Below are 26,154 nucleotides of genomic sequence, written 5' to 3' on the forward strand. Positions count from 1 at the left end.
GAATCGAACGCACCGTCATGATCGCACCCCACCGATCACCAGGTCATTGCCGGTATGCGGCAGTCCTCGGCCCTCGGTCGGTTCCGTACGCGCAGGCGCGTGCGCCGCTCGACGCTCACGGACCGTCTCCATCAGCGCGTCCACCGCGCCGAGGTCGGCGGCGTCGGCGACGAGGCGGTGTGCGGTGGCCAGGCCCATGCCGCTGGTTCCGCCGGTGACGAGGACGGTCTTCCCGGTGCTGCGGTTCATGCCCGTGCTCCGATCAGGGTGTTCGTGAGGTGGTCGGCGAGGCGGGGCAGCCAGTCGGGGCGCGCGTTGCCGAGGAGGTGGTCGCCGTGCGGGACGGACAGGTAGGTGCCGTGCGGTGCGAGACGGGCCAGGGGCTCGCCGTTCGTCACGCCGGGGATGACGTCCTGGCCTCCGTCCACGACAAGCAGCGGGGCGGCGATGCGGGGTGCCAGGTCCGTGAGGTCCACGCCGCGGACGAACTCCCGGGCCGCGTCGGCCCCTCCGGTACGTCGCGCCATGATGTCCCGTACGGGCTCGGGCAGTTCCGCCCAGTCGAGGCGGAAGGGCCCGCTGACGGTGGCGACCGCCGCGACGCGCGGCTCCAGTGCCGCGGTACGGGCCGCGAAGTAGCCGCCCAGGCTGAGGCCGACGAGCCCGATGCGCGGCACGCCGAGCGCGTCGACGACCCGGCCCACGACCTGCTCGTAGTCGGGCGTCAGGGTCGACGTGGCCGCGAGGACGCCCTGCCCGGGGCCGTCCATGGCGAACACCGCGAGCCCCCTGGCCAGCAGCGCGTCCACCAGATCGAGGAACTCCTCCTTGGCCGAGTCGAGGCCGGGGACGACGACCACGGTGCCGGGGGCGTCGGAGGGGCCGCGCAGTCGGCCGGTGAAGCCCTCACCGGTCACCCGCCGCGCGCCGGGCTCCAGCACCGTGAGCGCCTGGCTCACGGCCCGGTCCGCCGCCGCCGCGGCGCGGGCGGCGTCCGCGTACGGCGCGAGCGTGGCGAGGTGGAACCACCTGGCCGCCGTCAGCAGGTACTCCCCCGCCGTGACGGACGATCCCGCGCCTTCCGCGCGCTCCAGGTACGCCTCTCCGGTGCGTACGAAGGAGGGTCCCCAGTCGGCGACGGAGGTGAGGGCGTCGGTGACACGGTGGTACTCGTGCGGGTCGACACCCGTGCCGGTGGCCCGGGTCCACTGGGCGGCGGCGAAGTCGGCTGCGAAGTCGGCGGCGTTCATCGTGTTGCTCCCGTCGTCAGGACGGCCTTGCCCCGGATCCGGCGTTCCCGCAGGTCGACCAGGGTGTCGGCGGTGTGGGACCAGTCGGCGGTCCGGCCGATCTCCGGGTGCAGCCGGCCTTCCTCCACGAGGCGGACCAGGGTCGCGAGATCGGAGGCGTACGGGGCGCCGGCGTAGTGGAAGTGACGGATCGTGACACCTTCGGGCCCGCCGAGGAGGTCGAAGAAGTCGAGCGTCACGGGGGTGCGGCTGGCCTGGCCGAACCAGACGAGCGTGCCGCCGGGGCGTACCTTCGCGAGCGCGACCGGCAGGTCCGGCCCTCCCGTGGACTCCAGCACGACGTCGAACGGCCCTTGGGCCGCCGCGACGTCGTGGACGACCCGCGCGCCCAGCTCCGCGAGCCGCGCGCCGCGCTCCGGCGTGGCCGTGACGGCGGTGACCTCGGCTCCCGCTCCCACGGCCAGTTCGGTGAGGTAGTGGCCGACGCCGCCGGAGGCACCCGTCAGCAGGACGCGCCGCCCGGCCGCCGAACCGGCCGTGCGCAGCAGGCGCAGGGCGGTGATCCCGGCCAGGGGCAGGGCCGCCGCCCGTACGCTGTCGAGGCCGTCCGGGAGGACCGCGAGGGAGTGCGTGGGCACCGCGGCGTACTCGGCCCAGCCGCCCTGCGCCGGATGCCCGACCACGCGGGTGCCGATGCCGGGGCCCGAGCCGTCCGCGGCCTCCTGCACGACGAGCCCGGCGACGTCCTTGCCCGGCAGCAGCCCCGGCCGGGGGCGTTCGAGGAGGAACGTCTCGCCGCGGTTCGGTGAGAACGCCTCGACCTTGATCAGTGCCTCGCCGGGCTCCGGGACGGGCTGGGGTGCTTCGGCGAAGGCGACCGGACGCGCCGCCTCCCCCGTGGGAATCAGTCTTCGCATGACCACGATGCAACCTCCGCGACCGCCCCGCGATCCAACAACAGACGGACGACGCCGACAACACATGGTTGTCACCTATGGTGAGAGCCGTGGATCTCGACATGGCACAGGTACGCGCCTTCGTGCGCACCGCCGAGGAACTGCATTTCGGGAGGGCCGCCGGGACGCTCGACGTCTCCCAGCAGGCCTTGTCCAAGCGGATCGCGCGGCTGGAATCCCTGCTCGGCACCCGGCTGTTCGAGCGCGGCGGCAACGGCGTCCGCCTCACCGCGGCCGGACGGCGTTTCCTCGCGCCCGCCCGGCAGGCGCTGGCCGCCGCCGACACCGCGGTCGCGGCGGCCGTGGGGAACGACCGTCCGCTGCGCGTGGACGTCTGGGGGCACCTCTACGCGCCGATGCGGACCCTGGCCCAGGTCGCCGGAGAGGCCGGGGAGTTGGTGTCGGGGCACGGACGCGACCTGCCGTCGGTGACGGAGGGACTGCTGCGGGGTGACATCGACGCGGCGATCGGCCGGGTCCACCCCCCGCTGCGCGCCGGGCTGACGCACCGGCTCGTCCGCCTCGAACCGGTCGACGCCGTCCTCAGTACGGACCATCCGCTCGCCGCCGAACCGTCACTGCGCCCGGACCGGCTGCGCGACAGCGTGCTGTGGGCACCCGGTCCGCTGGACCGGCTCGACTTCCTCCACCGGTTCGCCGACCGGTTCGGCATCCACGACAGGGCCGCGAGCGTCAATCTGGGCCTCGCCCACTTCCTCGGTGAGGTGGCGGCGGACCCGCGGCGCTTCTCGCTGCTGCCCGCCGACGTTCCCCTGCCGGAGGTCCCCGGGCTGCGCTCGGTCCCGCTGGTCGATCCCACACCGCTGTACGCCTGGTCGCTGCTGTGGCGCACCGGCAGCGGGCACCCCGGGCTGCAGGGGCTCACTGCCGCCTGCGCCGCGGAGGCACGGCGCAGCCGATGGCTCGAGTACGACCCCGCACGCGACTGGCTGCCCGAGCCGCCCGGACCGGCCTCCCTCACGGCGTGACGGCCAGTCGTCGGAGCAGCGGAAGGTCCACGTCCAGCAGACTTCGCACGACGGTGCGGCGCGGCGCCGGGGGGATGGTGCCGAGCGAGGGCACGGCCACGACCGCGCAGTGGGCCGCCTCGGCCGAGGCGACGCCGGTCGGGGTGTCCTCGACGGCGACGCAGGCGGCCGGAGCGGCGTCGAGGGCGGTCAGGGCCGCCCGGTAGGGGTCGGGGTACGGCTTGGTGCGCGGGGTCTCGCCCGCCGCCACGGAGAGTGTGAACCAGTGCCGGCCGAGGGCGTCGAGGACGGTGTCCACGACCGGCCGCGGTGAGGCCGAGACCAGCGCCGTGGGGATGCCCGCGGCGTGGAGCGCCGCGAGGAGTTCCACGGCCCCCGGGAGGGGGGCCACCTGGCCGCGTACGAGTTCCGTGAAGCGCTGTTCGAGGGAGTCGCCGAGCCGGGCCGGGTGCGCGCGGCCTGCCGCCGCGCGGGAGGCGAGGTGCTCGGCGCAGTCCTCGACGGAGCGGCCGAGGACGAAGGCGAGGTCCGCGTCCGTGAGGGCGATGCCCAGGCCGCGGGCCTCCTCCTCGACCGTCCGCCGCCAGAGGCGCTCGGTGTCGACGAGTGTGCCGTCCATGTCGAAGAGGACCGCTTGGAGTTCGGTGGGCACGGGCACGGGGATGCTCCCTGGGGGTGAGCTGATCGGGGCGGGTCACTCCTCGGTGGCTCCGAGGGCGGGGGTGTCACGCAGGTGGACGTGGCGCGTGGCGGTGGCGTGGAGTTCGAGGACGGTGACGTCGTTGGCGCCGGCCCTGAGGACGGGCGCCGGGACGTACAGGCTGGTCTGCGGGCCTCGGGACCAGTAGCGGCCCAGCGGGAAACCGTTGATCCAGGCCAGGCCCTTCGTCCAGCCGTCGAGGTGGAGGAAGGTGTCGGCGGGCTCGTCCGCGGTGAGGGTTCCCCGGTGGAAGGCGGGCCCGACCGGCGGCCGTGCGGGGTCGAAGGGCTCGTACGCGAGGGTGTCCGGCCGGTCCAGGGGCAGGGCGCGGCTGTGCCAGACGGCGGGCGGGGTGCCGTTGATCGTAGTGCGGCCGAGCAGGCCCTTGTGGTCGCGGATCCGCGGCCCGTAGTTGACGCGCCCCTGGTTCTCGACGAGGACGGCGAGCCGGGCGCCCGGGCGGGGGGCGGTGAAGGCGAGGGCGTGTTCGTGGTTCTCGCGTTCCAGGACGCCGACCGGCTGTCCGTCGACGAAGACCTGGGCACGGTCGTGGACCTGCTCGGCGTGCAGGACCGCCGGTCCCGGGGTGGGCAGGCCGGTCTCGTAGAGGACGAATCCGAAGGGGTGGCCGAGTTCTTCCATGGTCAGCGGCCGATCGGCGGTCGCCGGGACGCCGAGGGCGTCGGCGTGTGCCAGGAGGCCGGCCGTGTGGGTGAGCTCCACCGGCCCGTACGCCGCCTTGGGGGCGACGGGCGGCAGAGGGTCCTCGGGGACGGGCGCGTGACGGGCGATGACCTCGCGGAAGGCGGCGTACTTGGGGGTGGGGTCCCCGGCCTCGTCGAGGAGGGCGTCGTAGTCGTAGGAGGTGACGGTGGGACGGTAGGTCCCCTTGTCGTTGGCTCCGTTGGTGAAGCCGAAGTTGGTGCCGCCGTGGAACATGTAGATGTTGACGGAGGCGCCGGCGGCGAGCAGGGTGTCGAGCTCCGCGGCGGCGTCGGCCGGGTCGCGGCGGGCGTGGATGCCGCCCCAGCGGTCGAACCAGCCGATCCAGAACTCCGAGCACATCAGCGGACCCCGCGGCCGGAGCTCGCGCAGCGCGGCCAGGCCTTCGGCGGCGCGGCCGCCGAAGTTGGCGGTGGCCAGGACGCCGTCGAGGCTTCCGCGGGCGAGGTCGGAGGGCTGGTCGCAGGTGAAGAGGGGCACGTCGACGCCGTGGCGGCGCAGCATGGCGGTGAGCTCGGCCAGGTAGGCGGTGTCGTCGCCGTGCGCGCCGTACTCGTTCTCGACCTGGACGGCGATGATCGGTCCGCCGTTGCTGCCGAGGTGGGGGCGGAGCGGTGTGAGGAGGGCGCCGAGGTAGTCGTCGACGGCGCTCAGGTAGCGGGGGTCTCGGCTGCGCGGTACGAGGTCGTCCTCGGCGAGCAGCCAGGAGGGAAGGCCGCCACCCTCCCACTCCGCGCAGATGTACGGGCCCGGCCGGAGGAGGACGTGGAGTCCTTCGGCGGCCGCGGTGTCGAGGAAGCGGGGCAGGTCGAGACCTCCGTCGAGGCGGAACTCCCCGCGGCGGGGGGCGTGCGCGTTCCACGGGACGTAGGTCTCGACCGTGTTGAGGCCCAGCAGCCGTGCCTTGTGGAGTCGGTCGGCCCACTGCTCCGGGTGGACGCGGAAGTAGTGCAGGGCTCCGGAGACGATCCGGAACGGGTGGGCGTCGAGACGGAAGCCGTCGTCGGCGATCTCCAGTCGGGACATGCGGTGCTGCTCCTCAGAGGGGGTGACCGGGTGCGAAGGTCGGTTCTAGGCGAGCGGGCGGCACAGCAGCGCGTCGGGGACGCCGCCGTGGTTCCACTTCCATGTGAAGGCGACGCCGGCGACGTACTCGTCGTCGTCGCACTGGCCCTTGTAGTAGCCCGGCGCCCAGTCGCTGGCGTTCGAGCCGCCGGTGGCGGGCCGGTTGTCGCCCTTGTCGAACCAGAGCACGCGGTCGGTGGTGGGCAGGGAGGCGGTCGCGGGCGCGCACAGCAGGGCCGACATGGCGTTGCCCTTCACGCTGTAGCCGACCGCGAAGGTGCGGTCGGGGCACTGGCGCTTGTCGTAGCCGCTCGCCCAGTCGCCCCCGGTGACGTACCGCTCGTCGGTGACGACGGTCCAGGGGCCGCTCGCCTTGGCCGGCTGCCCGGCGTCGGTGCACAGGCCGCGGTTGTCGCTGCGGCCGAGTCCGACGAGTCGCTGGCTGTCGGGGCAGTTGCCCTTGCGGTTGCCCGGGGACCAGTCCGGCTTCGCCAGCATGGTGGCGGAGACGTTGTAGTCGGTGTGGTCGAGGTCGAGCATGTTCCAGCGGGTGGCCGGTGCGATGGGTCCGGTCCTGCCGCCGGCGACGAGCTTGTTCCAGTCGTCGGCGCGCCAGTCGCCGCCGTCCTGGATGCCCTGGCGGCTGCCGTTCGCTCCGTATCCGAGGAGGGCCCAGTTGTCCATCTGGGCGCCGGAGGCGTCGGTCCAGCCGACGAGGGGCCAGATCGCGAAGTCGGTGTCGTTCTTGACGAGGATGTCGGTGAAGCGGTGGAACCAGGCCTGTTCCTTGGTGTTGGTCGAACCGCGGCCGCCCGCGCCGAACTCGCTGATCCAGACCGGTGCGGTGAAGTGCTGTCCCGACCGGGTGACGAAGAGGGCCTCGTCGTCGACGACCTGGGCGAGCTGCTCGGCGGTGAAGTCCTGGTAGCGGGGGTCGCTGGTGGAGCCGGGGCCGCTGCCGGCTCCGGTGTTGGCGGGGCCGGTGTAGCCGTAGAAGTGGGCGGCGTACACGAGCTTGTCCGACTGGATCAGGGTGTGGGAGAGGGTGGCGACCGGCTTCAGCTGCGGGCGGCCGTGCTCAAGACCGTCGAGCGGGATGCCGTACCAGTTGATGCCCTCCATGACGATGAGCATGTCGGGGTTGGCCTGGAGGATCTTGTTCCCGGCCTCTTCGTACGCGGCGTACAGGTCGTGGTCGTCGTACCAGCCCCAGTTGGGGTTGTCCCAGGTGTCGCGGCGGACCTCGTTGCGCAGGTCGGCGCCGACCACGCGCTTGTTGGTCTTGTAGCGGTTCGTCAGGAACACCCAGTCGTTCACCCACTGCTGGGTGGTCTGACCGCTGTTCCAGCGCTCGTTGCCGTCGAGGCCGCAGCAGAAGCGGGACGTGGTGGTGTGGTTGTTGAGGATCACCGCGAAGCCGTCGGCGGTGAGCGCGGCGATGGCCGCGTCGAGCACCTGGAGGGGGGTCTTGCCCTTCAGCTGCGGGTTGGCGGCGACGGCCGCGTCCGGGACGGGGGTGGTGTTGTGGACGAGGGCGTTGGAGAACGGCAGCCGGATGCTGTTGAGGCCGAGGCGGTGGAAGTCGGCCAGGATCGTGGACATGGGGACCCGGTCGAGGCCCAGGGGCATGTCGTCGGCCTTGATGCCGTGCATGTGGTTGGCGGGGTCGTCGATGTCCCCGCTGCCGGTCCAGGTGCCCTGGGCGCCCTCCCAGTTGCCCGACTTCAGCTTGAAGCGGTTGCCGTCGGCGTCGACGATCCAACGGCCCCGGGTGCTGAGCGGTGCGGTCCAGGACGCGGCGAGCTGCGGGCCGGTCAGGGGCACGGGCGGTGCCACCGCCTCCGCCGCGGCGGGCTGGAGCGAGGTGGCGGAGGCGGGTGTGCCGAGGAGCAGCGCCGACAGCACGGCGAGGGCCGCTGTCGCGCGTCGGAGCAGTGGGCGAGATGGCACGGGATCTCCTTACGGAAGGGGTCGTGAGCCTGTTCTCGTGGTGCGGTTCATGAGGGGCGGAGCCGTGGAGCCGCGGGTCAGCCCTTGAGGCCGCTGGTGGCGATGCCTTCGACGATGTAGCGCTGGGCGACGAGGAACATGACGACCAGGGGCGTGATGGTGACGACGGCGCCGGCGAAGAGCCCCGGCAGGTTGATCGTCTGCGAGGTGAGGAAGGTGGACAGCGCGATCTGCGCGGTCCAGGCGGACGGGTCCTGGCCGATGACCAGGGGCCACAGGAAGGAGTTCCAGCTGTCGATGAAGGACAGCGCCCCGAGCGAGGCCAGCATGGCTCCGGAGCTCGGCAGCGCGATCCGGCGGTACAGACCGAGCCAGCCGAGGCCGTCGAGCCGGCCGGCCTCCTCGATCTCGGTCGGGCACTGGAGGTAGAAGTTGCGGAACAGCAGCACCGCGAACGGGTTGAAGAGACCGGGCACGATGAGGCCCCAGAGCGTGTTGACGCCGCCCATCGAGCCGACGACGACGAACGTCGGGACGAAGGTGACCGAGCCGGGGATCATCAGCGTCGCCACCACCAGGGCGAGCAGCACACCGCGTCCCGGGACGGGGATCCGGGCCAGGGCGTAGCCGGCGGCGGACGCGAGGAGGGTGGAGACGGGCGCGGTGATGCCGGCGATCAGCAGCGAGTTGCCGAGGGCCCGGCCCATGTTGACGGTGGGGTCGGCGAACAGGGCGGTGAAGTTCTCGAAGTGCAGGGACGAGGGCCACCACGTCCACTCCGGAGCGGTCAAACTCCGCGAGTCCATCAGCGAGTTGCGGAGCATCAGGTAGAAGGGCGCGAGGAAGGCCGCGGTCAGCAGGCCGATGAGCAGACCGCGGACGAGCAGGCGCGCGCCTCGGGACACTCCGGGCAGGGTGATCACGGGTGTCGTCACGGGTGACTCACTCTCCGCTCCTGCCGAAGCCGGTGAACCGACCCTGGATCAGGGTCACTCCGACGATGACGGCGGTGAGCACGAAGGCGCCGGCGGAGCCGAGGCCGTAGTTCTGGCTGCCCATGGCGGTGTTGTAGAGGTGGACCAGCGGGGTCTGTACGGGGGCGGTGCCGGTTCCGGAGAGCCCGCTGTTGAAGAGGTTGTAGAACTCGTCGAAGGCCTGGAAGGCGGCGATGAAGAGGAGCATCAGGACGGCGACGGAGGTGTTCCGTAGCATCGGCAGGGTGATCCTGGTCAGGAGCCGCCGGCCGGTGGCGCCGTCGAGTGCGGCGGCCTCGTTGACCTCCTGGGGGATGGCCTGGAGCCCGGCGAGGAAGAGCACCATGTAGAAGCCGACCTGGAGCCAGAGGCGCAGGGTGACGAGCACGACCCAGTAGAGCGGCGGCGAGGAGGACTGCAGCCAGGCCACGGGTTCCGCTCCGAACCAGCCGCCGATCGTGTTGGCGATGCCCGCCGGCAGGCCGTTGAACAGGGACATCTTCCACAGCAGTGACGCGGCGACGTACGAGACGGCCGCCGGGATGAGGAAGGTGGTCCGCAGCAGCGCCCGGCCCCGGCGGACCCGGTGCACGAGCAGGGCGAGACCGAGGGAGGCGGCGAAGGTGACCGGCACGATGAACGCGGTGAAGACGAGGATCTGGAGCAGGGAGTCGCGGAACGCCTGGTCGGACAGGAGCCTTTGGTAGTTCTCGAGTCCGACCCACTGGCCGAGGGCGATGGTGCCGCGCGCGTCGCTGAGGCTGAGCAGGAAGCTCCAGCCGATCGCGACGTACTTGAAGACGCCGAGCCCGATCAGCGTCGGCGCGGTCAGCACCACGAACGCGATCCAGGCGGACCGGCCGACGCGGGGACGGCCGCTGCCGGGACGGCCGGTACGGGAGCGGCCCGTACGGGGACGGCCGGCCCGGCCGGCACCGCGCGGGGAGTCCGCGCGGCGCCCGGCACGTTCGGGCTTCAGCGTGAGGTCGGTCGCCGGGTTCATCGGCCGCGCTGCTTGTCTATCTCGCTCTGGGCCTTCTTCACCGCGTCGGCCAGGAGGGCGGCCGGGTCGCCCTTCCCGCCGACGATCTTCGCCGCGGCTCCGTTGAAGGCGCTGCTCACGGCGGTGTCCCAGGTGCCCGGGTAGTGCTTCCCGTACTTCTGGGAGAGCGCCACGGTCTCCTTGGCGGGGCCGGCTGCGAGCTTCTTCGCGGTGGCCGCCACGGACGTGCGCGGCGGGACGTGGAATCCGTAGCTCTCGGCGAAGTCCTTCTGCAGATCGGCCTGTTCGATCCACAGCCACTGGACGAACTTCTTGGCCGCGGCCACGTTCTTCCCCTTCGCGTTGACGCAGCTGGTCCATCCGCCGACCCGCACGACAGGAGCGCCGCCGGCCTTGAAGGCGGGCCAGGGCACCACGCCGAAGTCGTCGCCGAGCGCTGCCGTGACGGCCGGCATCGACCACAGTCCGCCCCACTGCATGGGCACGACGCCCTGGATGAGGGCGGCGGGGTCCCACCAGTCGGTGGTGAAGCCGAGCAGCAGCGACTTGTCGTCGTGCAGGCGCTTCAGCCCGGTCAGCGCTTCGAGGGCCTGCGGCGACCCGAACGTCACCTTGCCGTCGGGGGCCACGAGGTCGCCGCCGTTGGAGAAGACGGCGAGGGTGGCGGAGTCGCCGAGGCCGTCGTTGCCGACGAACAGGCCCTTGTTCTTCTTGGTGGTGAGGGCCTTCGCCGCGGCGACGAGGCCGTCGAAGGTGGCGGGCGGGGTGATCCCGGCCTTCGAGAGGACGCTCTTGCGGTAGTAGAGCATCATGACGTCGTCGATCATCTTGACGCCGTAGAGCTTGCCGTCGACGCCGACCGCGTCGACGGCGTTCTTGTTGAAGTCGCCTCTGGCGCTGCCGTACACGTCGTCGAGGGCGGCGATCTGGCCCCGGCGGGCGAGGCTCTCGCTGAAGTCGCCGATCTCGAACACGTCGGGGGCGGCTTCGGTCAGCAGGGTCGCGTTGAGCTTGCCCGCGTAGTCGCCGGGCACCCACGTCACCTTGACGGCGATGTCCGGATGGGCCTTGGTGAAGGCGGTGGCGTAGCGGAGGACCGCCTGTTGGGCGCCGGCCTCGCCGTAGGCGTGGTACCAGACGTTGAGGGTGGTCTTCGCTCCGGAGGAGCCGCCGGTGGGGTCGGTGCTGCAGGCGGTCGTCAGGACGCTTCCGGCGGCGACGAGCAGCGATCCCGTGAGGAATCCGCGTCGGCTAAGCTCGGTTCTGCGTGCGCTCATGTCCCGTCCTTCTGTGAGGGTGTGTGCAGGGCGGATGTGCTACCTGGTCGACGCCTTCGTCAGTGCTTGCCGGCAGAGGAGGGCGACGGCCAGGGAGTCGTACGTGACGGCTGCGGGAGCGATCAGCCGGCGCCGGCCGTGGGTGTGGCCATGGCCATGTACTGCGGGAAGAGCGCCTGAATGGCCACGGCGGCGCCACCGCGGGCCCACTCCTCCCAGGGGAGCGGGCGCAGCGACAGCGGGCACCGGGAGGCCGCCCCGAAGGCCTGTGCCGCGTACGCGTCCTGGATGTGACGGCCGAGCAGGTCGTAGGCGTCGACACCTTCGCCGCTGACGACGACCCGCTCCGGGCCGACGAGGTTGACGAGTGCGGCGATGCCGACGCCGATCGCGTGTCCGGCCCGGGCGAAGGCCCCGCGGGCGGCGGGGTGTCCTTCACGGGCCATGTCGACGACCTCGCCGAACGTGAGGTTTTCGATTCCGGTGTCGCGGCGGACCGCTGCGAGGATCGCGTCGGTCGAGGCGACCGCCTCGACGCAGCCGTTCGCCCCGCACCAGCAGCGCGGACCGGTCGGGTCCACGCAGACGTGTCCGACCTCTCCCGCGACGCCGTGGGCGCCCCTGAGCAGGCGCCCGTTGACGACGAGGGCGGAACCGATGCCCGCGCCGATGGTGACCAGCGCGAAATATCCGGTGCCGATGCCTTCGCCGAACCAGTGTTCCGCGACGGTCAGCGCCCTGACGTCGTTCTCGACGGTGACCGACAGACCGGTGGAAGCGGCGAGCAGGTCCGCGAGCGGTACGTCCCGCCAGCCGAGGAGTCCGGAGTGGCGGAGCAGACCGCTGTCGCGGTCCACGTCGCCGTTGACCGCGACGCCGAGGTGACGCGTACGGTCCCGGAACGCCGGTTCGGTGTCAAGCAGTTCGTCGACGAGCTCGGCGACGAGACGGGCGACGACCTCGGGGGTGCACTCCCCGAGGGGCCGGACGGCCGTGGCCCGGATGCCGGCCCGCAGATCGCACACGGCGCCGAAGAGCGTGCCGAGGGTGATCTTCACACCGATGAAGTACTCCCGGTCAGGAGCGACCGCCAGCGGGTTGACCGGCCTCCCCGCACCGGGTGCGGTGCGCTCCGGCGGCAGTTCGTACAGGTAGCCGTCGTCGATGAGGGGCCTGGCCGCCTTGGTGACGGCGGTCGAGGAGAGCCCCGTCCGCCGGGCCAGCTCCACTCTGCTGAGTGGACCCTCGGCGAGCAGCAGGGCGAGCACCGCCGTCTCGGCGGGTGCGGTGACCAAGGGCTGTGAGTGATGTCGAAACACGGGAGCAACGTAGAGCAAATAAATAACTTCTTCCAGTATTGATTTGGAAGTCGGGCCCGCCCTACGCTCAGCCCGCCTCCTCACTCTGCCCAGGACGCTCGACGTCGGTGTCGCTGTCCCGCCATCTCGCCCTGGATTCCTGCCTGTTACTCCTCCGCACGTCAGGGGACCATTCGTGCTCGCCACGCTCCCGCCCATCACCTTCGATGCCGATCGCGGCGTCGCGCTCCTGCGCACGCCGAACAGCCTGTACGCGCTGCGCGTCGGTGCCGACGGCAGCCCCCGGCACCTGTACTGGGGCGCACCACTCGACTCCGTCGCCCTCGTCGAACTCCCCGACTCGGTCTCTCCCGCCGCCAGCAGCTTCGAGGCGGACGCGGCGCCCGACGAGCTCGCTCCGCAGACCGGGGCGCGCTTCGGACCCGCGGGCCTTCAAGTCCGCTTCGCCGACGGGACCCGGGGCACCCAGTGGCGCTTCGCCGGTCACTCCGTCGACGGCGGCGAGCTCCGGCTGCGGCTCGACGACCGGCACCGCCCCCTGCGGGCCGAACTCTGCTACCGCGTCCGACCGGACACCGATGTCGTGGAACGCTGGACGGAGTTGACCCACACCGGGGCGCCGGACGGTCCGCCGGATCCGGTCGCCGTCGACCGGCTGGACTCGGCCTCCTGGACCGCTCCCCCGCTGGCCGACTACCGGCTGAGCCATCTGGTCGGCGGCTGGAACAGCGAGTTCCAGCTCCAGCGCGACCGACTGGCCGTGGCCGAGACCGTGTTGACGAGCCGTCGAGGGCTCACGGGTCACCACGCGAGCCCGTGGCTGGCCGTCGACGACGGCACCACGACCGAGGAGCTGGGCGAGGTGTGGAGCACCGCACTGGCCTGGAGCGGGAGTTGGCGCGTCACGGTCCACCGCGACCCGGTCGGCCGCACCACCTGGACCGGCGGATTCGGTCACGAGGGGATCAGCTGGACCCTGCGGGCGGGGCAGAGCCTTCATACACCGACGTACGCGGGCCTCTACTCGTCGCGCGGCTTCGGCGCGGCCAGTCGCGCCTGGCACGCGTACGTACGCGGGCACGTGCTGCCGGCGCCCGAGCGGGACCGGCCGGTGCTCTACAACTCCTGGGAGGCCACCGGATTCGACGTCGACGAGGCCGGGCAGATCCGGCTCGCGCACCTGGCGGCCCGTGCCGGCGCCGAACTCTTCGTCCTGGACGACGGCTGGTTCGGCACACGCCGTGACGATCGTTCCGGGCTCGGCGACTGGACGCCCCGCCGGGAGGCCTTCCCGGGCGGGCTGCGCCCGCTCGCCGACGAGGTGCACCGGCTGGGCATGGACTTCGGGCTGTGGGTGGAGCCGGAAATGGTCAATCGCGACAGCGAGTTGTACCGGGCCCATCCGGACTGGGTCCTCCACTCGCCCCGGCTCGACGCGACGGAACTGCGCAACCAACTGGTCCTGAACTTCGCGCGGCCCGAGGTCGAGGAGTGGGCGCAGCGGACCTTGGACCATCTCGTGCGCGCCTACGACGTCGACTGGCTCAAGTGGGACGCCAACCGGGCCTTCACCGAGGCCGGCTGGGGCGGCCACCCCGACCCCGACCGTCTGTGGATCGACCACACGCGGGCCGTCCACCGGATCATGGACCGGCTGCGTGCCGGCCACCCCGGTCTGCGGATCGAGGCGTGCGCGGGCGGCGGCGGGCGCGTCGACCTCGGCATGCTCGCCCGCACCGACCAGGCCTGGACGTCGGACAACACCGACCCGGTCGACCGGATCGGCATCCAGCACGGTTTCGGTCAGCTGTTCCCCGCGGCTGCCATGGCCGCGTGGGTCACCGACAGCCCCAACCCGGCCACCGGCCGGCGCACTCCGCTGCGTTTCCGCTTCCATGTCTCCATGGCCGGGGCGCTGGGGCTCGGCGGGGACCTGACGTCCTGGTCCGAGGAGGAGCTCGCGGAGACGGCCGAGCTCGTCGCCCGGTACAAGGACATCCGCCCGCTCGTCCAGCGGGGCCATCAGCACCGGGTGGCCGCGGGCGGACCGGTGACCGCCGTCCACTACGCGGCTCCGGACGACAGCGAGCACGCGCTCCTCGTCTGGCGCCCCACGACCCGCTTCGGTCACCGCCCCGCCCCGGTGCGGCTGCCGGCCCTCGATCCCGGGGCGCGCTACCTCGACCCGGACCTGAACCGCGTGCACAGCGGGGCCGTTCTGGTGCGCCAGGGCATCGACCCGCGCCTTCCGGACGGCGACTACGCGAGCAGCCTGATCCGGCTCCGCCGCGTCGGCCCCTGAGCGTCACGCTTCTCCGAGGCCGCCGCTCCCTCACCTCCCACCCACGACTCTCAGGACCCCTCATGAACGCTGCCACGGACACCGCCCGCGTCCTGGTGATCGGCATCGACGGCGTACGCCTCGACCTGCTTCCCGAACTCGACACCCCGCACCTCGACGGCATCGCCCGTGCCGGCTTCCTGGCGCCCGTCGAGGTGGACGCCGCGACACCCACGATGTCCGGCCCGTGCTGGACCACCATCGTCACCGGCGTCGGCGTCGCCAAGCACGGCGTGTGGGCCAACCGCTTCGACGGCAACCGGCTCGACGTCTTCCCCGACTTCACGACCCGTCTCGCCGCCGAGTGCGGGCGGCGGACCTTCGCCGTCGGAGGCTGGGCACCGCTCTTCCTCGCCCAGCAGGGCGGCCCGCTGTTCGTCGCGCCCACCCGGCTCGGCTACGTGGCCCCCCGCGAGGACACCCCCGAGGCGTGGGAGGAGGTGGACGAGCGGGTGACCGTCGAGGCGGAGCACCTCCTGGGCCTGGACGAGGAGCTCCACGCGGGTTTCGTCTATCTCGGCGCCGTCGACGAGACCGCCCACTTCCTCGGCTGCGACAAGGAGTACCGCCGGGCGATCGAGGCCGCGGACCGCCGCCTCGGTCGGATCCTCTCCGCCGTACGCGATCGTCCCGGCCATGCGACGGAGCAGTGGACGATCATCGTGGTGACGGACCACGGCCACCGCGACGAAGGCGGCCACGGCGGGCGCAGCCGCCTGGAGCGCACGGCCTGGATCGCCGCGTGCGGTCCCGGACTGACCGCCGGCGCGGTGCCGTCCGGCCTCCACCACGCCGATGTCGCCGCCCACGTCTACACGGCCCTGGGCATCACGCCCGACCTCCACTGGACGTTGGACGGTACCGCCTTCACCACGTGACCCGATGACCCTGCCGCGTCTGACGGAGGGGCGCCACGGCGAGCTCGGTATCGCGGCGGTGACCGAAGTGCTCCGACTCGGGGGAAACGTGACGGCCAATCCGATCGCAAGAGTTCCGAACTGATCAAGAACGGTTCTATAGTTCCGTCGTTCAACCTCCTTCCCCGTGTGCCTGCTCTCGAGAGTCTGGTTGATGTCGGCGTCATCCACCCCGTTCCGCCCTGCCCTGATCGCCTCGCTGCTGACCCTCGCCGCGGGGGGTGCGCTCGCCGTGGCGGCGACCACCGCGGCGCCGGCCGGGGTCCGCCCCGCGTTGGGCTGGTTCGCCGTGTGCGGCGTCCTGTTGCTGTCCGCCGCGGCCTTCTCCGTCACCTGGTACGCCCGCACCTCGCGGGCGCTCGGTCGGCGGGCGGAGGTCCTCGCCGCCGAGCTCGCCTCCCGGGAGGCCTACGTCGGCCGGTACAAGGACACCGCCGAGCGCGACGCGGCGGCGCTCAAGGAGCGGTACGAGGCGGAGGCCGCCGCCTCCGCCGCCCGTGACGCGGCACGTACCGAGGAGCTCGTACGGTCGCACCAGGCCGAGACGGATCGCCTCGTCGCGGCGCGGGCGGCCGACGTCGACCGCCTCGAGGGCCGGCTGCGCCGCGCGGAGTCCGCCCGGTCCGCGGCCATGGCCGCGGCGGCCAACGCGGCCGGACGGATGCAGGCACTGGCCACGAGCATGATGGCCGACCTGCGGGACATGGAGCACCGGCACGCCGACGAGGACGTCCTCACCGACCTCCTCCACCTCGACCACCGCACCGCCCAGGCCGGCCGGCTCGCCGACTCCATCGCCGTGCTGACCGGAGCCCGTTCGGGCCGGCGGTGGACGCGCCCGATCGTCATGGAATCGATCCTGCGCGGCGCCATGGGCCGGATCGGCGGCTACCAGCGGGTGCGGCTGCACTCCGGCAGCGAGGCGGCGGTGACCGGTCACGCCGCCGAGGGCATCATGCACGCCCTGGCCGAACTCCTCGACAACGCCGCGAACTTCTCCCCGCCCAACGCGGAAGTGCACGTGTACGTGGAGGAGGTGCCGGCCGGCCTCGTCATCACCGTCGAGGACAGCGGCCTGGCGATGAGCGACGTGCAGCTGAGGCGCGCGGAGGCCGCCGTCGGAACGGCCGCCCAGGACCTGGCCGGCCTCTCCGGAACCCGTCTCGGCCTGCACGTGGTCGGCCGGCTGGCGCGCAAGCACGGCCTGACCGTGTCCTTCCGCCCCTCGGCACGCGGGGGCACCGGCGTCCTTCTGATGGTGCCGCAGGAACTCATCAGCCGCGCGCCCGAGGAGCCGGCCGTCTCGTCCGGCGAGCCGCAGCTCCCGGTGGCCGGCCGCGGGGTGACCGCCCCGCCCCCCGCCCCGGCCCCCGACCGGACGCCCTCCGCCACCCCGGCCACCCCCCACCCCGTCCACGAGCCCGAGGGCGACGCGGACACGAGCGGCGCGGGAGAGCCGGACGGAGTCGTCCTGCCGCGCCGCCGTCGCGGACAGACCCTGGCCGCCCAGCTCAAGAGCGAGGACACCCCCGCGGAGACCCGCCAGGAGGCTCCGCGCACCGGCGCGGCCGCCACCGGGGCCCCGCCGCGCTTCGGCAGCTTCCACCGGGCCGTGCGCGGCGCGGGAGGCCGGGCCGCCGACGAGCAGCCGACCGGCACACCCGTACCGTCCGACCCCCAGGACCCGGCGGCCGCACCGCACACGTCGGCGTCCACGAACTCCCCGTATTCGGAAGGCAATCCGCGATGACCGGCACCACCACCGACGAGAAGCTCAGCTGGCTCCTGGAGGGCCTGCTGGAACGCACCCCGGGCACCCGTCACGCCCTGGTGCTCTCCCGCGACGGCCTCAAGCTCTGCCGTACCTCCGGGCTCTCCGTCGACCAGGCCGACCAGCTCGCCGCGATCTCCGCGGGCATCCAGAGCCTGTCGCACGGTGCCTCCGTCGAGTTCGGCGACGGCACGGGCGGGGTCCGCTCCGCGATGGCCGAGTTCTACGGCGGCATCCTCTTCATCGTGGAGGCGGGCGACGGCGCCCACCTCGCGCTCGTCGCCGACGAGGACGCCGACGCCGGACTCGTGGGCCACAACATGACGGAACTGGTCGAGCAGCTGGGCGAGCACCTCGTCGCCAGGCCCCGGGGATGAGGCGGGTCAGGCCGGGCCGGGACGACTCGCCCGACCGCCTCTACACCGTCACCGGCGGTCGTACCCGCGCCGGGTCCGACGCCTTCGACGTGGTGACGCTGGTGGTCGCCGAGAGCGACCCGGTCCCCGGGATGCAGTCCGAGCACGCCGCGATCCTGCGCATGTGCCGGTTCCCCACGGCGGTGGTCGAGGTGGCGGCCGGGCTCGGTCTGCCCGTGTCGATCACACGGATCCTCCTGGCCGACCTGCACGACACCGGCCGGATCAGCGCCCGACACCCCCGGCCCTCGTACCGCCTTCCCGATCACGACATCCTGGAGCAGGTGCTCGTTGGACTCCGTAGCCTCTGAACCGCGACAACGTCAGACCCTGCACAGCACCGCCGACAACGGACTGAAGATCGTCATCGTCGGCGGCTTCGGAGTCGGCAAGACCACCCTGGTCCGCTCGGTCAGCGAGATCCGTCCGCTGAACACCGAGGAGACGATGACGCAGGCCGGCGAGCACATCGACGACACCGTCGGCGTCGCCGCGAAGAAGGCCACCACCGTGGCGTTCGACTTCGGCCGGATCTCCCTCGACGCGCGCAACGTCCTGTACTTGTTCGGCGCCCCCGGCCAGGAGAGGTTCTGGTTCCTGTGGGACCGGCTCTTCACCGGCACGCTCGGGGCCGTCGTCCTCGTCGACACCCGACGGCTCTCCGACTCCTGGTACGCCGTCGACCGGCTCGAACACCACGGCACGCCGTTCGTCGTGGCCTGCAACGACTTCGGCGGGCCCGCCCACACGCCCGCCGAGGTCCGCGAGGCCCTCGACCTCGCCGACGAGGTCCCGCTGGTCTTCTGCGACGCCCGGTCACGCGAGTCCGGCAAGCAGGTCCTGATCGCGCTCGTCGAGCACCTGAAGACCCTCGTCCCCTCGGACCCGCAGCCGATCCCGGAGCCCACCCCGTGACCCACCCCGCGTGCCCAGCCGTCCCCCTGAGCGGCCCCGCGTTCCAGACCGACCCCGTCGAGCTGTACCGGCGGATCCGGCGTGAGCACGGCGCCGTCGCCCCGGTCGTGCTCGACGGCGACGTACCCGCCTGGCTGGTCCTCGGCTACCGCGAGCTGCACCAGGTCACCAGCGACCCCGTCCTCTTCTCGCGCGACTCCGAGCTGTGGAACCAGTGGGACGCCATCCCGGCGGACTGGCCGCTGCTGCCCATGATCGGCCGCAAGCAGCCGTCCATCCTCTACACCGTGGGCGAGCGGCACCGCGAGCGCGCCGGCGTCATCTCCGACGCGCTGGAGTCCGTCGACCCGTTCGCCCTGAAGGAACGGGCCGAGCGCTTCGCCGACGAACTCATCGACGGGCTCTGCGGCAAGGGCGCCTGCGACATCATCGCCGAGTACGCGATGCTGCTGCCGGTCCGCGTCCTCGCCAGCATCTACGGCTTCGCCGACGAGCAGGGCCCGGCCCTGGTGACCGCCATGAACGACATGATCAACGGCCAGGAAGGCGCCCTGGAGGGCCAGCGCCACCTCGCCGAGTCCATGTTCGCGCTGCTCGCGGCCAAGGCCGAGACGCCCGGCGACGACGTCGCCTCGCGCATGATCGCCAACACCGCCGGCTTCACCGTCGAGGAGGTCGCCCAGGACCTCATGGTGATGATGGCGGCCGGTCACCAGCCCACCGCCGACTGGATCGGGAACTCGCTGCGCCTCATGCTCACCGACGACCGGTTCGCGGCCTCCCTCTCCGGCGGCCGCCACAGCGTCGGCGAGGCGATGAACGAGGTCCTCTGGGAGGACACGCCCACCCAGAACGTCGCCGGCCGGTGGGCCTCCCGCGACACCCACCTCGGCGGGCGCCGCATCGGCCGCGGCGACCTGGTCCTCCTCGGCCTGGCCGCCGCCAACTCCGACCCGCACGTGCGGGCCGACTCCGGCGCCCTCACCGGCGGCAACAACGCCCACCTCTCCTTCGGGCACGGCGAACACCGCTGCCCCTTCCCCGCGCAGGAAGTCGCCGAGACCATCGCCCGCACGGGCATCGAGGTCCTCCTCGACCGACTGCCGGACGTGGACCTCGCGGTGGCGGAGGACGGCCTCACCCGCCGCCCGTCCCCCTGGCTGCGGGGCCTCACCGCGCTCCCCGTGACGTACACCCCGACCCCCGCCCTTGGAGCCTTCGCATGAGCTGCCCGTACGACCACACCGCCGCGCCCGACGCCGACGTGATCGTCCTCGACCCCTTCGTCGCCGACCTCGACGCCGAGAGCGCCCGCCTGCGCGAGGCGGGCCCGCTGGCCCGTGTCGTCCTGCCCGGCGGCGTGCCCTGCTGGTCCGTCACCCGCCACGCCGAGGCGCGGAAGCTGCTCACCGATGCCCGCCTGGTCAAGGACATCGAGGTGTGGGGCGCCTGGCAGCGGGGCGAGATACCCATGGACTGGCCCCTGATCGGCCTGGCCAACCCCGGCAGGTCCATGCTCACCGTGGACGGCGAGGAGCACCGGCGGCTGCGCACGCTCGTCGCGCAGGCGCTGACGGCGCGCCGGGTGGAGCGGCTGCGCTCACGCATCGAGGACCTCACGAACGAGAGCCTCGACCGGCTCGCGGAGCGGCCGGCCGGCGAGGTCGTGGACCTGAAGGCGGAGTTCGCGTACCCGCTGCCGATGAAGGTGGTCAGCGGGCTGATGGGCGTCGACCAGGCCGACCACCCCCGGATGAAGGCGCTCTTCGACAAGTTCTTCTCGACGCAGACCCCGCCCGAGGAGGTGCCGCAGATGATGGCGGACCTCGGTGCCCTCTTCTCGGGGATCGTGGCGGCGCGGACCGAGGAGCCCGGCGACGACCTCACCAGCGCCCTGATCGAGGTGTCGGAGGGCGGCGACCGGCTCAGCACGGAGGAGATCACCAACACCCTCCAGCTGATGGTGGCGGCCGGTCACGAGACGACGATCAGCCTGATCGTGAACGCGGTCGTCGCCCTGGAGACCCACCCCGAGCAGCGTGCCCTGGTGCTGAAGGGCGAGGTGCCGTGGGAGAACGTCATCGAGGAGACGCTGCGCTGGTCGACGCCCACCTCGCATGTACTGATCCGGTTCGCGAGCGAGGACATCGAGGTCGGCGACCGGGTCCTGCCCAAGGGGGACGCGCTGATCGTGTCGTTCGGCGCGATCGGCCGGGACGAGGAGCAGCACGGTACGACGGCGGGCGCGTTCGACGTGACCCGCACGCCCAACCGGCACATCTCCTTCGGCCACGGTCCGCACGTGTGCCCGGGAGCGGCGCTGTCCCGGCTGGAGGCCCTGGTGGCGCTGCCCGCGCTGTACGCGCGCTTCCCGGAGCTGCGACTCGCGGTGCCGCGCGGAGAGCTGCGGAACAAGCCGGTCGTGACGCAGAACGACCTGTTCGACCTGCCGGTGTTCCTGGCCTGACCCGGCCTGGGGGGTTCCTCCTGTCGGGCCGGCCGCGGCCGGCTCGACAGGAGGGGATGATCTGGTGTCCAAGGGGGGACTTGAACCCCCACGCCCGATAAAGGGCACTAGCACCTCAAGCTAGCGCGTCTGCCATTCCGCCACTTGGACCGGCTGTGTCGTGACGCGGAGTGACCTCCGCGGCGACAGAGATCAATCTACCAGCACCTCGGGGTGCTCTTCACCTGCGTTTCCCGTGGTCAGCGACGTGCGGCCGGCCACCCATCCGATTACTCCACGTCACGGAAACAGTGCGGGAGGTGACGGAGGGTGCTTCACTGGCCGTATGCCTTTCGCTCACTACGGCGTGCTCGCGGGAACCCTCTACCGGCACTACCGCGACGAGCCCGACAACCAGGGCCGCTGGTTCCACATCAATCTGGAGGTGGACGCCCCGGACGGGCGCTACCACTGCGCCGTCGACGTCGACAGCCACAAGTCCAACGTGGGGGTGCAGTGGAAGTCCTTCACCGTGGACGCCGCCGCGCTCGGCCCGGCCGCGGCGCTCGCCCCCGGCTACCACGACCTCGCCGCGGCACCGGGCTCCGGAGCCCTGGACCATCTGCGCCATCCGGAGCTGGTGGACCGTACCGGAGTCCTGTTCCAGCGCCGCCCGCCGTCCTGGCTCCAGGAACTCCTGGACCTGCTGGGCTCGCGGCCGTGGCACGCCGGGTCGAACGTCGACGCCGCCGACGCGCTGGAGACGGTGCTGGTGCCCGGGCAGCGGGTCCTCGTGTTCGGCGAGCCGTTCACCGACGACCTCGAAGGCGACCTCGGCATGCACAACATCCACCAGAACCAGGGCGATCCGGCGGGCTCCCAGTGGTGGGAGGAGAACGGGATCTGGCAGGACGGCGCGACGCTCGCGCGGCGTGACGACGGGCGGTACGACGTCTTCCTGAACAAGTTCTCCAGCCAGGCGGGACAGACGGACAGCGGAGGCCACCCCTTCGGGTGACCCCCGGCCGGCGCGACGGGTCCGCTAGCGGACCCGTTCCGCAGCCGGCGCCGTGATCAGCAGTCCCGCGAGGACGCTCGCGAGCAGCAAGAGGCCGGCCGCCCACCACAGGGCGACGGAGTAGCCGCCGAGCACCGCCTCGTCCGTCTGCCGGACGACCTCGGCCATGGACCCCGGCAGGCCCTGCCCGCCGAGCAGGATGCCGCCCTTCACCGCCTCCCGCAGGGGCTCCGGAAGGCCCGTCACGTCGTCCAGCCGGTCCGAGATCGCCCAGGCGAGGACACCGCCCATCACCGGCGAGGCGATCCAGCCGCCGAGCTGGTGGGCGCTGAGGACCATCGCCGAGGTCCCGCCCGAGCGCTCGCGGGCCGTCGCGCCCGCCCCGGTCGACAGGAGCGGCCCGCAGGCCAGTCCGAGACCGAGACCTACGAGGAGCAGGCCGGGCAGGATGTCGCCGCTGTACGAGCTGTCGCCGTCGATGCGGGTCAGGAGCGCGCTGCCGGCCGACGCGAGCAGCAGGCCGGGGACGATCAGGTGACGGGGTGCCAGGCGGTGCTGGAGACGGGCGGCGATCTGGGTGGAACCGAGCAGGACCGCCCCCGCCAGGGGCAGCAGGGCCTTGGCGATCTCGCCTTGGGTGGAGCCGAGGGCGCCCAGCATGTACCGGTGGACGATCAGGACCAGGATCAGGGCGCTCGTGCCCGCGAGGACGAGCGCCAGGAGCGAGCCGATGGCCTGCCGGTCCTTGATGACGTACGCCGGGACGAGAGGGGTGCTCGTCCGGGTCTGCCACCACGCGAAGGAGACGAACAGCACGACGCCGCCCGCGAGGAGGACCACGGCCAGGGGGTCGGTCCAGCCGCCGCCATCGGCGCTCCCCATCGCACCCGCGGCCCGGTCGAGGCCGTAGACGAGAGCGGCCAGTGCGCCCGTGCCGAGCAGTACGCCCGGTGCGTCGAACCGGGCGGGAGTACGGGCCGGGTCCCGCTCCAGGCGGCTCGCGACGAGAGCCACCAGCCCGGCGAGAGCGGAGACGGCGTACAGACACCCGCGCCAGCCGGTGATGTCGATCAGCCAACCGCTCGTGAACATCCCGATCGTCAGCCCGCCGCCGACGGTCACGGCGTACAGCCCGAAGGCCCTGCCGCGTTCCCTCGGATCGGCGAACCCCCCGATCACCAGGGCCAGGGCGGATGCCGAGAGCAGCGCGGCGAACGCGCCCTGCACGGCCTGGACCCCGACGAGCATGCCGGCGGTCGCTGCCGAGCCGCCGAGCGCGGTGGCCGCGGCGAATCCGGCCAGTCCGACCAGCAACGCCCTTTTGCGGCCGAGGAGATCGGTGAGGTGCCCGCCGAGCAGCAGCAGTCCACCGAAGGCCAGTCCGTAGGCGAGGAACAGCGAGTTCAGGCTCGTGACGGGGATGTCCAGGTCGTGCTGGATCGACGGGGCGGCCGCGCTCGTGAACGCCGCGCCGATCACGACCAGGAGCTGGGCCGGCACCGCGGCCGCCAGTCCCCACCACCGCCTCGGGGACGGTCCCGGCGCGTCGGGAGGGAAGGCGGGCGGCGACCATGCCCCCGGTACGGAACCGGGTGCGGGCCCGAACCCCGGCGGAGCCGGGTGGCCGGCCACCGGGGTCGTCGGCGTGTAGGCGGGCGGCTGGAGCGGTGACGGGGTCGATGGCGGGGTCGATGGCGCGGCACGCTGGTACTGCGCCGGGATCCGGGGATCCACCGGAGCATCCCGCTGAGCGGGGGCGAAGTCGAGCAACAGCGCCGCATGCCGCCCGAGTTGGGCGAGCACGGAGCCGGGCAGCCACTCCTCGGCCCCGTCCTGCTCCGTACGGGCGGCCACCTCGGCGGGTGTCGGCCGCCGCGCCGGATCCTTGTCCAGGCACTCCCGCACGAGGCCGGCGAGCGACTCCGGTACGCCGGTCAGGTCCGGCTCCTCCTCCGCGACGCGGAAGAGGTGCGCGTTCAGCCCGGTCTCCGCGGCGCCGAAGAGGAGACGGCCCGTGGCGGCGTACACGAGAACGGCTCCCAGGCAGAACACGTCGCTGGCCGGGGTGAGTTCGAGCCCGCGCACCTGCTCGGGCGACATGAAGCCGGGAGAGCCGATCAGCATGCCGGTGCGGGTGTGCAGGCTGTCCCCGGCGAGGCTGTCCATGGCCCGCGCGATGCCGAAGTCGATCACGCGCGGTCCGTCGACCGTCACGAGCACGTTGGAGGGCTTGAGGTCCCGGTGGATCAGGCCCGCCGCGTGCACGGACCGCAGGGCGACCGCGAGACGGTGGGCGAGGACCCGGACCGAGTGCTCGGGAAGCGGCCCGAAGTCCCGGGCGACCACGGTGGTCAGGTCGGGTCCCGGGATGTACTGGGTGGCCACCCACGGCACCGGCGCCTGGGTGTCGGCGTCGAGGACGGCCGCGGTCCACTCCCCTCCCACCCGCCGCGCCGCCTCCACCTCGCGCGTGAAGCGCCTGCGGAACTCGGGGTGTTGGGCGTGCTCGGCCTGCACCACCTTCACGGCGACCGTCCGCCCGGCTTCCGACCGTCCGAGGTACACCAACCCCATCCCGCCTGCCCCGAGGCGGCCGATGAGTCGGTAGGGGCCTATCTGTGCCGGGTCTTCGGTGATCAACTGGTCCACGCCAGTAACATAGTTGAGGCGACCGAGCCCCGTCGCGCCTCTCCACGGTTCCCGGCGCCCAGGCGGGTGTCAGCCCTCCAGCGCACGGGTGGCCGGGCCCTGGAGCACCGCGCCGTCCCGCGCGAAGCGTGATCCGTGGCAGGGGCACTCCCAGGTCTCCTCCGCCTCGTTGAAGCCCAGTTCGCAGCCCATGTGCGTGCAGCGCCGACCGGTCCGGAAGCCGGCCGCGTAGTGGTGGGCCACCGTGGACTGGCGTCGTGCGACCTCGGGCACCTCGTGGACGGGCAGCCTGCGGCGTGGATCGACGAGCTCCGTCCACGCCGGGCGGGGCGCGCCCGTCAGATGGGCGGTGAGCAGGCGGCCCGCGGCGACGCCGTTGCTGAGCCCCCATCCGCCGAACCCGGTGGCGACGTAGACGTGTTGGGTGTCGGGGTGCTCATGGCCGACGCAGGGCATGCCGTCGGACGTATGGACGTCCTGGGCCGCCCACCGGTGGACCGACGGCGCATCGGCGAAGCCCGGCAGGTGGTCGCGCGCCCAGGTCTCCAGGCGTACGAACCGCTCGCGTACCCCATCGCTCCCCGGCTCGAACGCCTCGCCCGCGACGATCAGGAGCCGCCGCCCCTCGCCGAGCGGGGCGGTCCGCACCGACCGGATGCCGTCGTCGGTGGTCACGTACATGCCGTACGGGGAGTGGCGTTCCTCGACGGGGGCGGCGACGACGAGTTCGCGGCGCACCGAGAGCCGTATCAGCAGGCTGCTGTGGCAGCGGAGCGGGAAGTGGGTGGCGAGCACGACGTCACGGGCGTGGACCGTGCCTCCGCCCTCCAGCGCGAGTCGGCATTCGGCGACTTCCCGCAGCCCCGTGACGCGGGTTCCCTCGTGGACCCGGACGCCCCGAGCGATCAGGTCGTCCGCCAGGCCTAGCAGGAAGCGGCCCGGGTGGAACTGCAGCTGGTCCTCGACCCGGACGGCCGCGGCGACCGGGTACGGAAGGCCGGTGTCGGTCACCGCGTCGGCCCGCAGACCGGCCTCATAGGCGGCCGACGCCTCCGCCTGGATCTCCCCGGCACCCGCCTCGTCGAGGGTGTAGGTGTACGCCGGACGGCGTTCGAGCTCCGCGTCGATCTCCAGCTCCGCGCAGAGCCGCTCCACCTGGCGCAGGGCGTCCTCCTGGGCGTCGGCGTACGCCATGGCCGCCGAAGCACCATGACGGCGGCACAGGTGGGCGTAGCGCAGCCCGTGCAGGGAGGTCAGCTTGCCGGTGCTGTGCCCGGTCACCCCGGTCGCGATCCGGTCGGCTTCCAGCACCAGCACGTCGCGCCCGGCGCGGGACAGCTCGTGGGCGGTGCTCAGTCCGGCGATCCCGGCGCCGACGACGACCACGTCGGCGGCGAGGTCGCCCTCCAGCGGTGGGCGGGCGGACCGGGGCGGCGCCGACTCCGTCCAGTACGAGCTTCCGGTGCGGCGCATCG

General features: G+C 72.5%; 22 protein-coding genes and 1 tRNA gene. 10 read left to right on the forward strand and 13 right to left on the reverse strand.

Annotated features, from left to right (window positions below; genetic code table 11):
* Window positions 1-15: 15 nt before the first annotated feature.
* From ACIBG6_RS08300 to ACIBG6_RS08310, 3 genes are read right to left on the reverse strand one after another with little or no spacing between them, the layout of a single operon-like run.
* Window positions 16-249 (reverse strand): hypothetical protein, encoded by a 234-nt coding sequence (locus ACIBG6_RS08300; protein WP_399221772.1) that lies wholly within the window; start codon window positions 247-249, stop codon window positions 16-18.
* A complete protein-coding gene (locus ACIBG6_RS08305) occupies window positions 246-1,250 on the reverse strand; it encodes an alpha/beta hydrolase family protein (protein WP_399221773.1) in 1,005 nt (334 codons plus the stop codon). Before ACIBG6_RS08305 ends, ACIBG6_RS08300 begins: the two co-directional genes overlap by 4 nt.
* On the reverse strand, window positions 1,247-2,167 hold the full coding sequence (locus tag ACIBG6_RS08310) for a zinc-binding dehydrogenase (RefSeq protein WP_399221774.1): 921 nt from the start codon (window positions 2,165-2,167) through the stop codon (window positions 1,247-1,249). Before ACIBG6_RS08310 ends, ACIBG6_RS08305 begins: the two co-directional genes overlap by 4 nt.
* A gap of 89 nt (window positions 2,168-2,256) precedes the next feature.
* Here ACIBG6_RS08310 and ACIBG6_RS08315 point away from each other — a divergent pair, with 89 nt between their 5' ends.
* Complete coding sequence (locus ACIBG6_RS08315) at window positions 2,257-3,195, forward strand: LysR family transcriptional regulator (protein ID WP_399221775.1); 939 nt, start codon at window positions 2,257-2,259, stop codon at window positions 3,193-3,195.
* Here ACIBG6_RS08315 and ACIBG6_RS08320 read toward each other — a convergent pair.
* The 7 genes from ACIBG6_RS08320 to ACIBG6_RS08350 all read right to left on the reverse strand — a co-directional run bounded on the left by ACIBG6_RS08320 (window position 3,185) and on the right by ACIBG6_RS08350 (window position 12,182).
* Complete coding sequence (locus ACIBG6_RS08320) at window positions 3,185-3,853, reverse strand: HAD family hydrolase (RefSeq protein WP_399221776.1); 669 nt, start codon at window positions 3,851-3,853, stop codon at window positions 3,185-3,187. The genes ACIBG6_RS08315 and ACIBG6_RS08320 overlap by 11 nt on opposite strands.
* A 36-nt stretch (window positions 3,854-3,889) precedes the next feature.
* On the reverse strand, window positions 3,890-5,644 hold the full coding sequence (locus ACIBG6_RS08325; RefSeq protein ID WP_399221777.1) for a beta-galactosidase family protein: 1,755 nt from the start codon (window positions 5,642-5,644) through the stop codon (window positions 3,890-3,892).
* Window positions 5,645-5,689: 45 nt separating this feature from the next.
* Window positions 5,690-7,633, reverse strand: a complete 1,944-nt coding sequence (locus ACIBG6_RS08330) for a glycoside hydrolase family 5 protein (protein WP_399221778.1) — start codon at window positions 7,631-7,633, stop codon at window positions 5,690-5,692.
* Window positions 7,634-7,710: 77 nt separating this feature from the next.
* Window positions 7,711-8,568 carry a carbohydrate ABC transporter permease gene (locus ACIBG6_RS08335; RefSeq protein ID WP_399221779.1) on the reverse strand — a complete coding sequence of 286 codons (858 nt, stop codon included), beginning with the start codon at window positions 8,566-8,568 and terminating at the stop codon, window positions 7,711-7,713.
* Window positions 8,569-8,575: 7 nt separating this feature from the next.
* Window positions 8,576-9,610 carry a carbohydrate ABC transporter permease gene (locus ACIBG6_RS08340; protein WP_399221780.1) on the reverse strand — a complete coding sequence of 345 codons (1,035 nt, stop codon included), beginning with the start codon at window positions 9,608-9,610 and terminating at the stop codon, window positions 8,576-8,578.
* Window positions 9,607-10,887, reverse strand: a complete 1,281-nt coding sequence (locus tag ACIBG6_RS08345; protein WP_399221781.1) for an ABC transporter substrate-binding protein — start codon at window positions 10,885-10,887, stop codon at window positions 9,607-9,609. Before ACIBG6_RS08345 ends, ACIBG6_RS08340 begins: the two co-directional genes overlap by 4 nt.
* Before the next feature lie 122 nt (window positions 10,888-11,009).
* A complete protein-coding gene (locus tag ACIBG6_RS08350; protein WP_399221782.1) occupies window positions 11,010-12,182 on the reverse strand; it encodes an ROK family protein in 1,173 nt (390 codons plus the stop codon).
* A 199-nt stretch (window positions 12,183-12,381) separates the two neighbouring features.
* On the opposite strand from ACIBG6_RS08350, the gene ACIBG6_RS08355 reads away from it, so the two are divergent.
* The 8 genes from ACIBG6_RS08355 (at window position 12,382) to ACIBG6_RS08390 (ending at window position 21,033) form a co-directional block, all read left to right on the forward strand.
* Complete coding sequence (locus tag ACIBG6_RS08355) at window positions 12,382-14,508, forward strand: alpha-galactosidase (protein WP_399221783.1); 2,127 nt, start codon at window positions 12,382-12,384, stop codon at window positions 14,506-14,508.
* Window positions 14,509-14,570: 62 nt separating this feature from the next.
* Window positions 14,571-15,425, forward strand: a complete 855-nt coding sequence (locus tag ACIBG6_RS08360; protein WP_399221785.1) for an alkaline phosphatase family protein — start codon at window positions 14,571-14,573, stop codon at window positions 15,423-15,425.
* Between the two features lie 193 nt (window positions 15,426-15,618).
* On the forward strand, window positions 15,619-17,214 hold the full coding sequence (locus ACIBG6_RS08365) for a sensor histidine kinase (RefSeq protein ID WP_399221786.1): 1,596 nt from the start codon (window positions 15,619-15,621) through the stop codon (window positions 17,212-17,214).
* The gene (locus tag ACIBG6_RS08370) at window positions 17,211-17,612 is read left to right on the forward strand and encodes a roadblock/LC7 domain-containing protein (RefSeq protein WP_376398539.1); all 402 of its coding nucleotides are present in this window, start codon (window positions 17,211-17,213) and stop codon (window positions 17,610-17,612) included. Before ACIBG6_RS08365 ends, ACIBG6_RS08370 begins: the two co-directional genes overlap by 4 nt.
* Window positions 17,609-17,962, forward strand: coding sequence for a DUF742 domain-containing protein (locus ACIBG6_RS08375; protein WP_317601688.1), 354 nt, complete (start codon window positions 17,609-17,611; stop codon window positions 17,960-17,962). The genes ACIBG6_RS08370 and ACIBG6_RS08375 overlap by 4 nt, the downstream gene beginning before the upstream one ends.
* A complete protein-coding gene (locus ACIBG6_RS08380) occupies window positions 17,943-18,566 on the forward strand; it encodes a GTP-binding protein (RefSeq protein ID WP_399221787.1) in 624 nt (207 codons plus the stop codon). Before ACIBG6_RS08375 ends, ACIBG6_RS08380 begins: the two co-directional genes overlap by 20 nt.
* Window positions 18,563-19,792 (forward strand): cytochrome P450, encoded by a 1,230-nt coding sequence (locus ACIBG6_RS08385; RefSeq protein WP_399221788.1) that lies wholly within the window; start codon window positions 18,563-18,565, stop codon window positions 19,790-19,792. Before ACIBG6_RS08380 ends, ACIBG6_RS08385 begins: the two co-directional genes overlap by 4 nt.
* Window positions 19,789-21,033 (forward strand): cytochrome P450, encoded by a 1,245-nt coding sequence (locus tag ACIBG6_RS08390; protein ID WP_399221789.1) that lies wholly within the window; start codon window positions 19,789-19,791, stop codon window positions 21,031-21,033. Before ACIBG6_RS08385 ends, ACIBG6_RS08390 begins: the two co-directional genes overlap by 4 nt.
* Before the next feature lie 62 nt (window positions 21,034-21,095).
* Here the strand turns inward: ACIBG6_RS08390 and ACIBG6_RS08395 are convergent.
* A tRNA-Leu gene (locus ACIBG6_RS08395) sits at window positions 21,096-21,183 on the reverse strand.
* Window positions 21,184-21,358: 175 nt separating this feature from the next.
* Between ACIBG6_RS08395 and ACIBG6_RS08400 the strand changes: the two genes are divergently transcribed.
* Window positions 21,359-22,030, forward strand: coding sequence for a DUF2278 family protein (locus ACIBG6_RS08400; RefSeq protein ID WP_399221790.1), 672 nt, complete (start codon window positions 21,359-21,361; stop codon window positions 22,028-22,030).
* A gap of 24 nt (window positions 22,031-22,054) precedes the next feature.
* On the opposite strand, the gene ACIBG6_RS08405 is transcribed toward ACIBG6_RS08400, so the two are convergent.
* Window positions 22,055-24,679 carry a bifunctional serine/threonine protein kinase/MFS transporter gene (locus tag ACIBG6_RS08405; protein ID WP_399221791.1) on the reverse strand — a complete coding sequence of 875 codons (2,625 nt, stop codon included), beginning with the start codon at window positions 24,677-24,679 and terminating at the stop codon, window positions 22,055-22,057.
* 69 nt (window positions 24,680-24,748) lie between these two features.
* On the reverse strand, window positions 24,749-26,152 hold the full coding sequence (locus ACIBG6_RS08410; protein ID WP_399221792.1) for an FAD-dependent oxidoreductase: 1,404 nt from the start codon (window positions 26,150-26,152) through the stop codon (window positions 24,749-24,751).
* Window positions 26,153-26,154 lie beyond the last annotated feature (2 nt).

This window comes from Streptomyces sp. NPDC050842 (assembly GCF_044456565.1).
Lineage (GTDB): Bacteria > Actinomycetota > Actinomycetes > Streptomycetales > Streptomycetaceae > Streptomyces.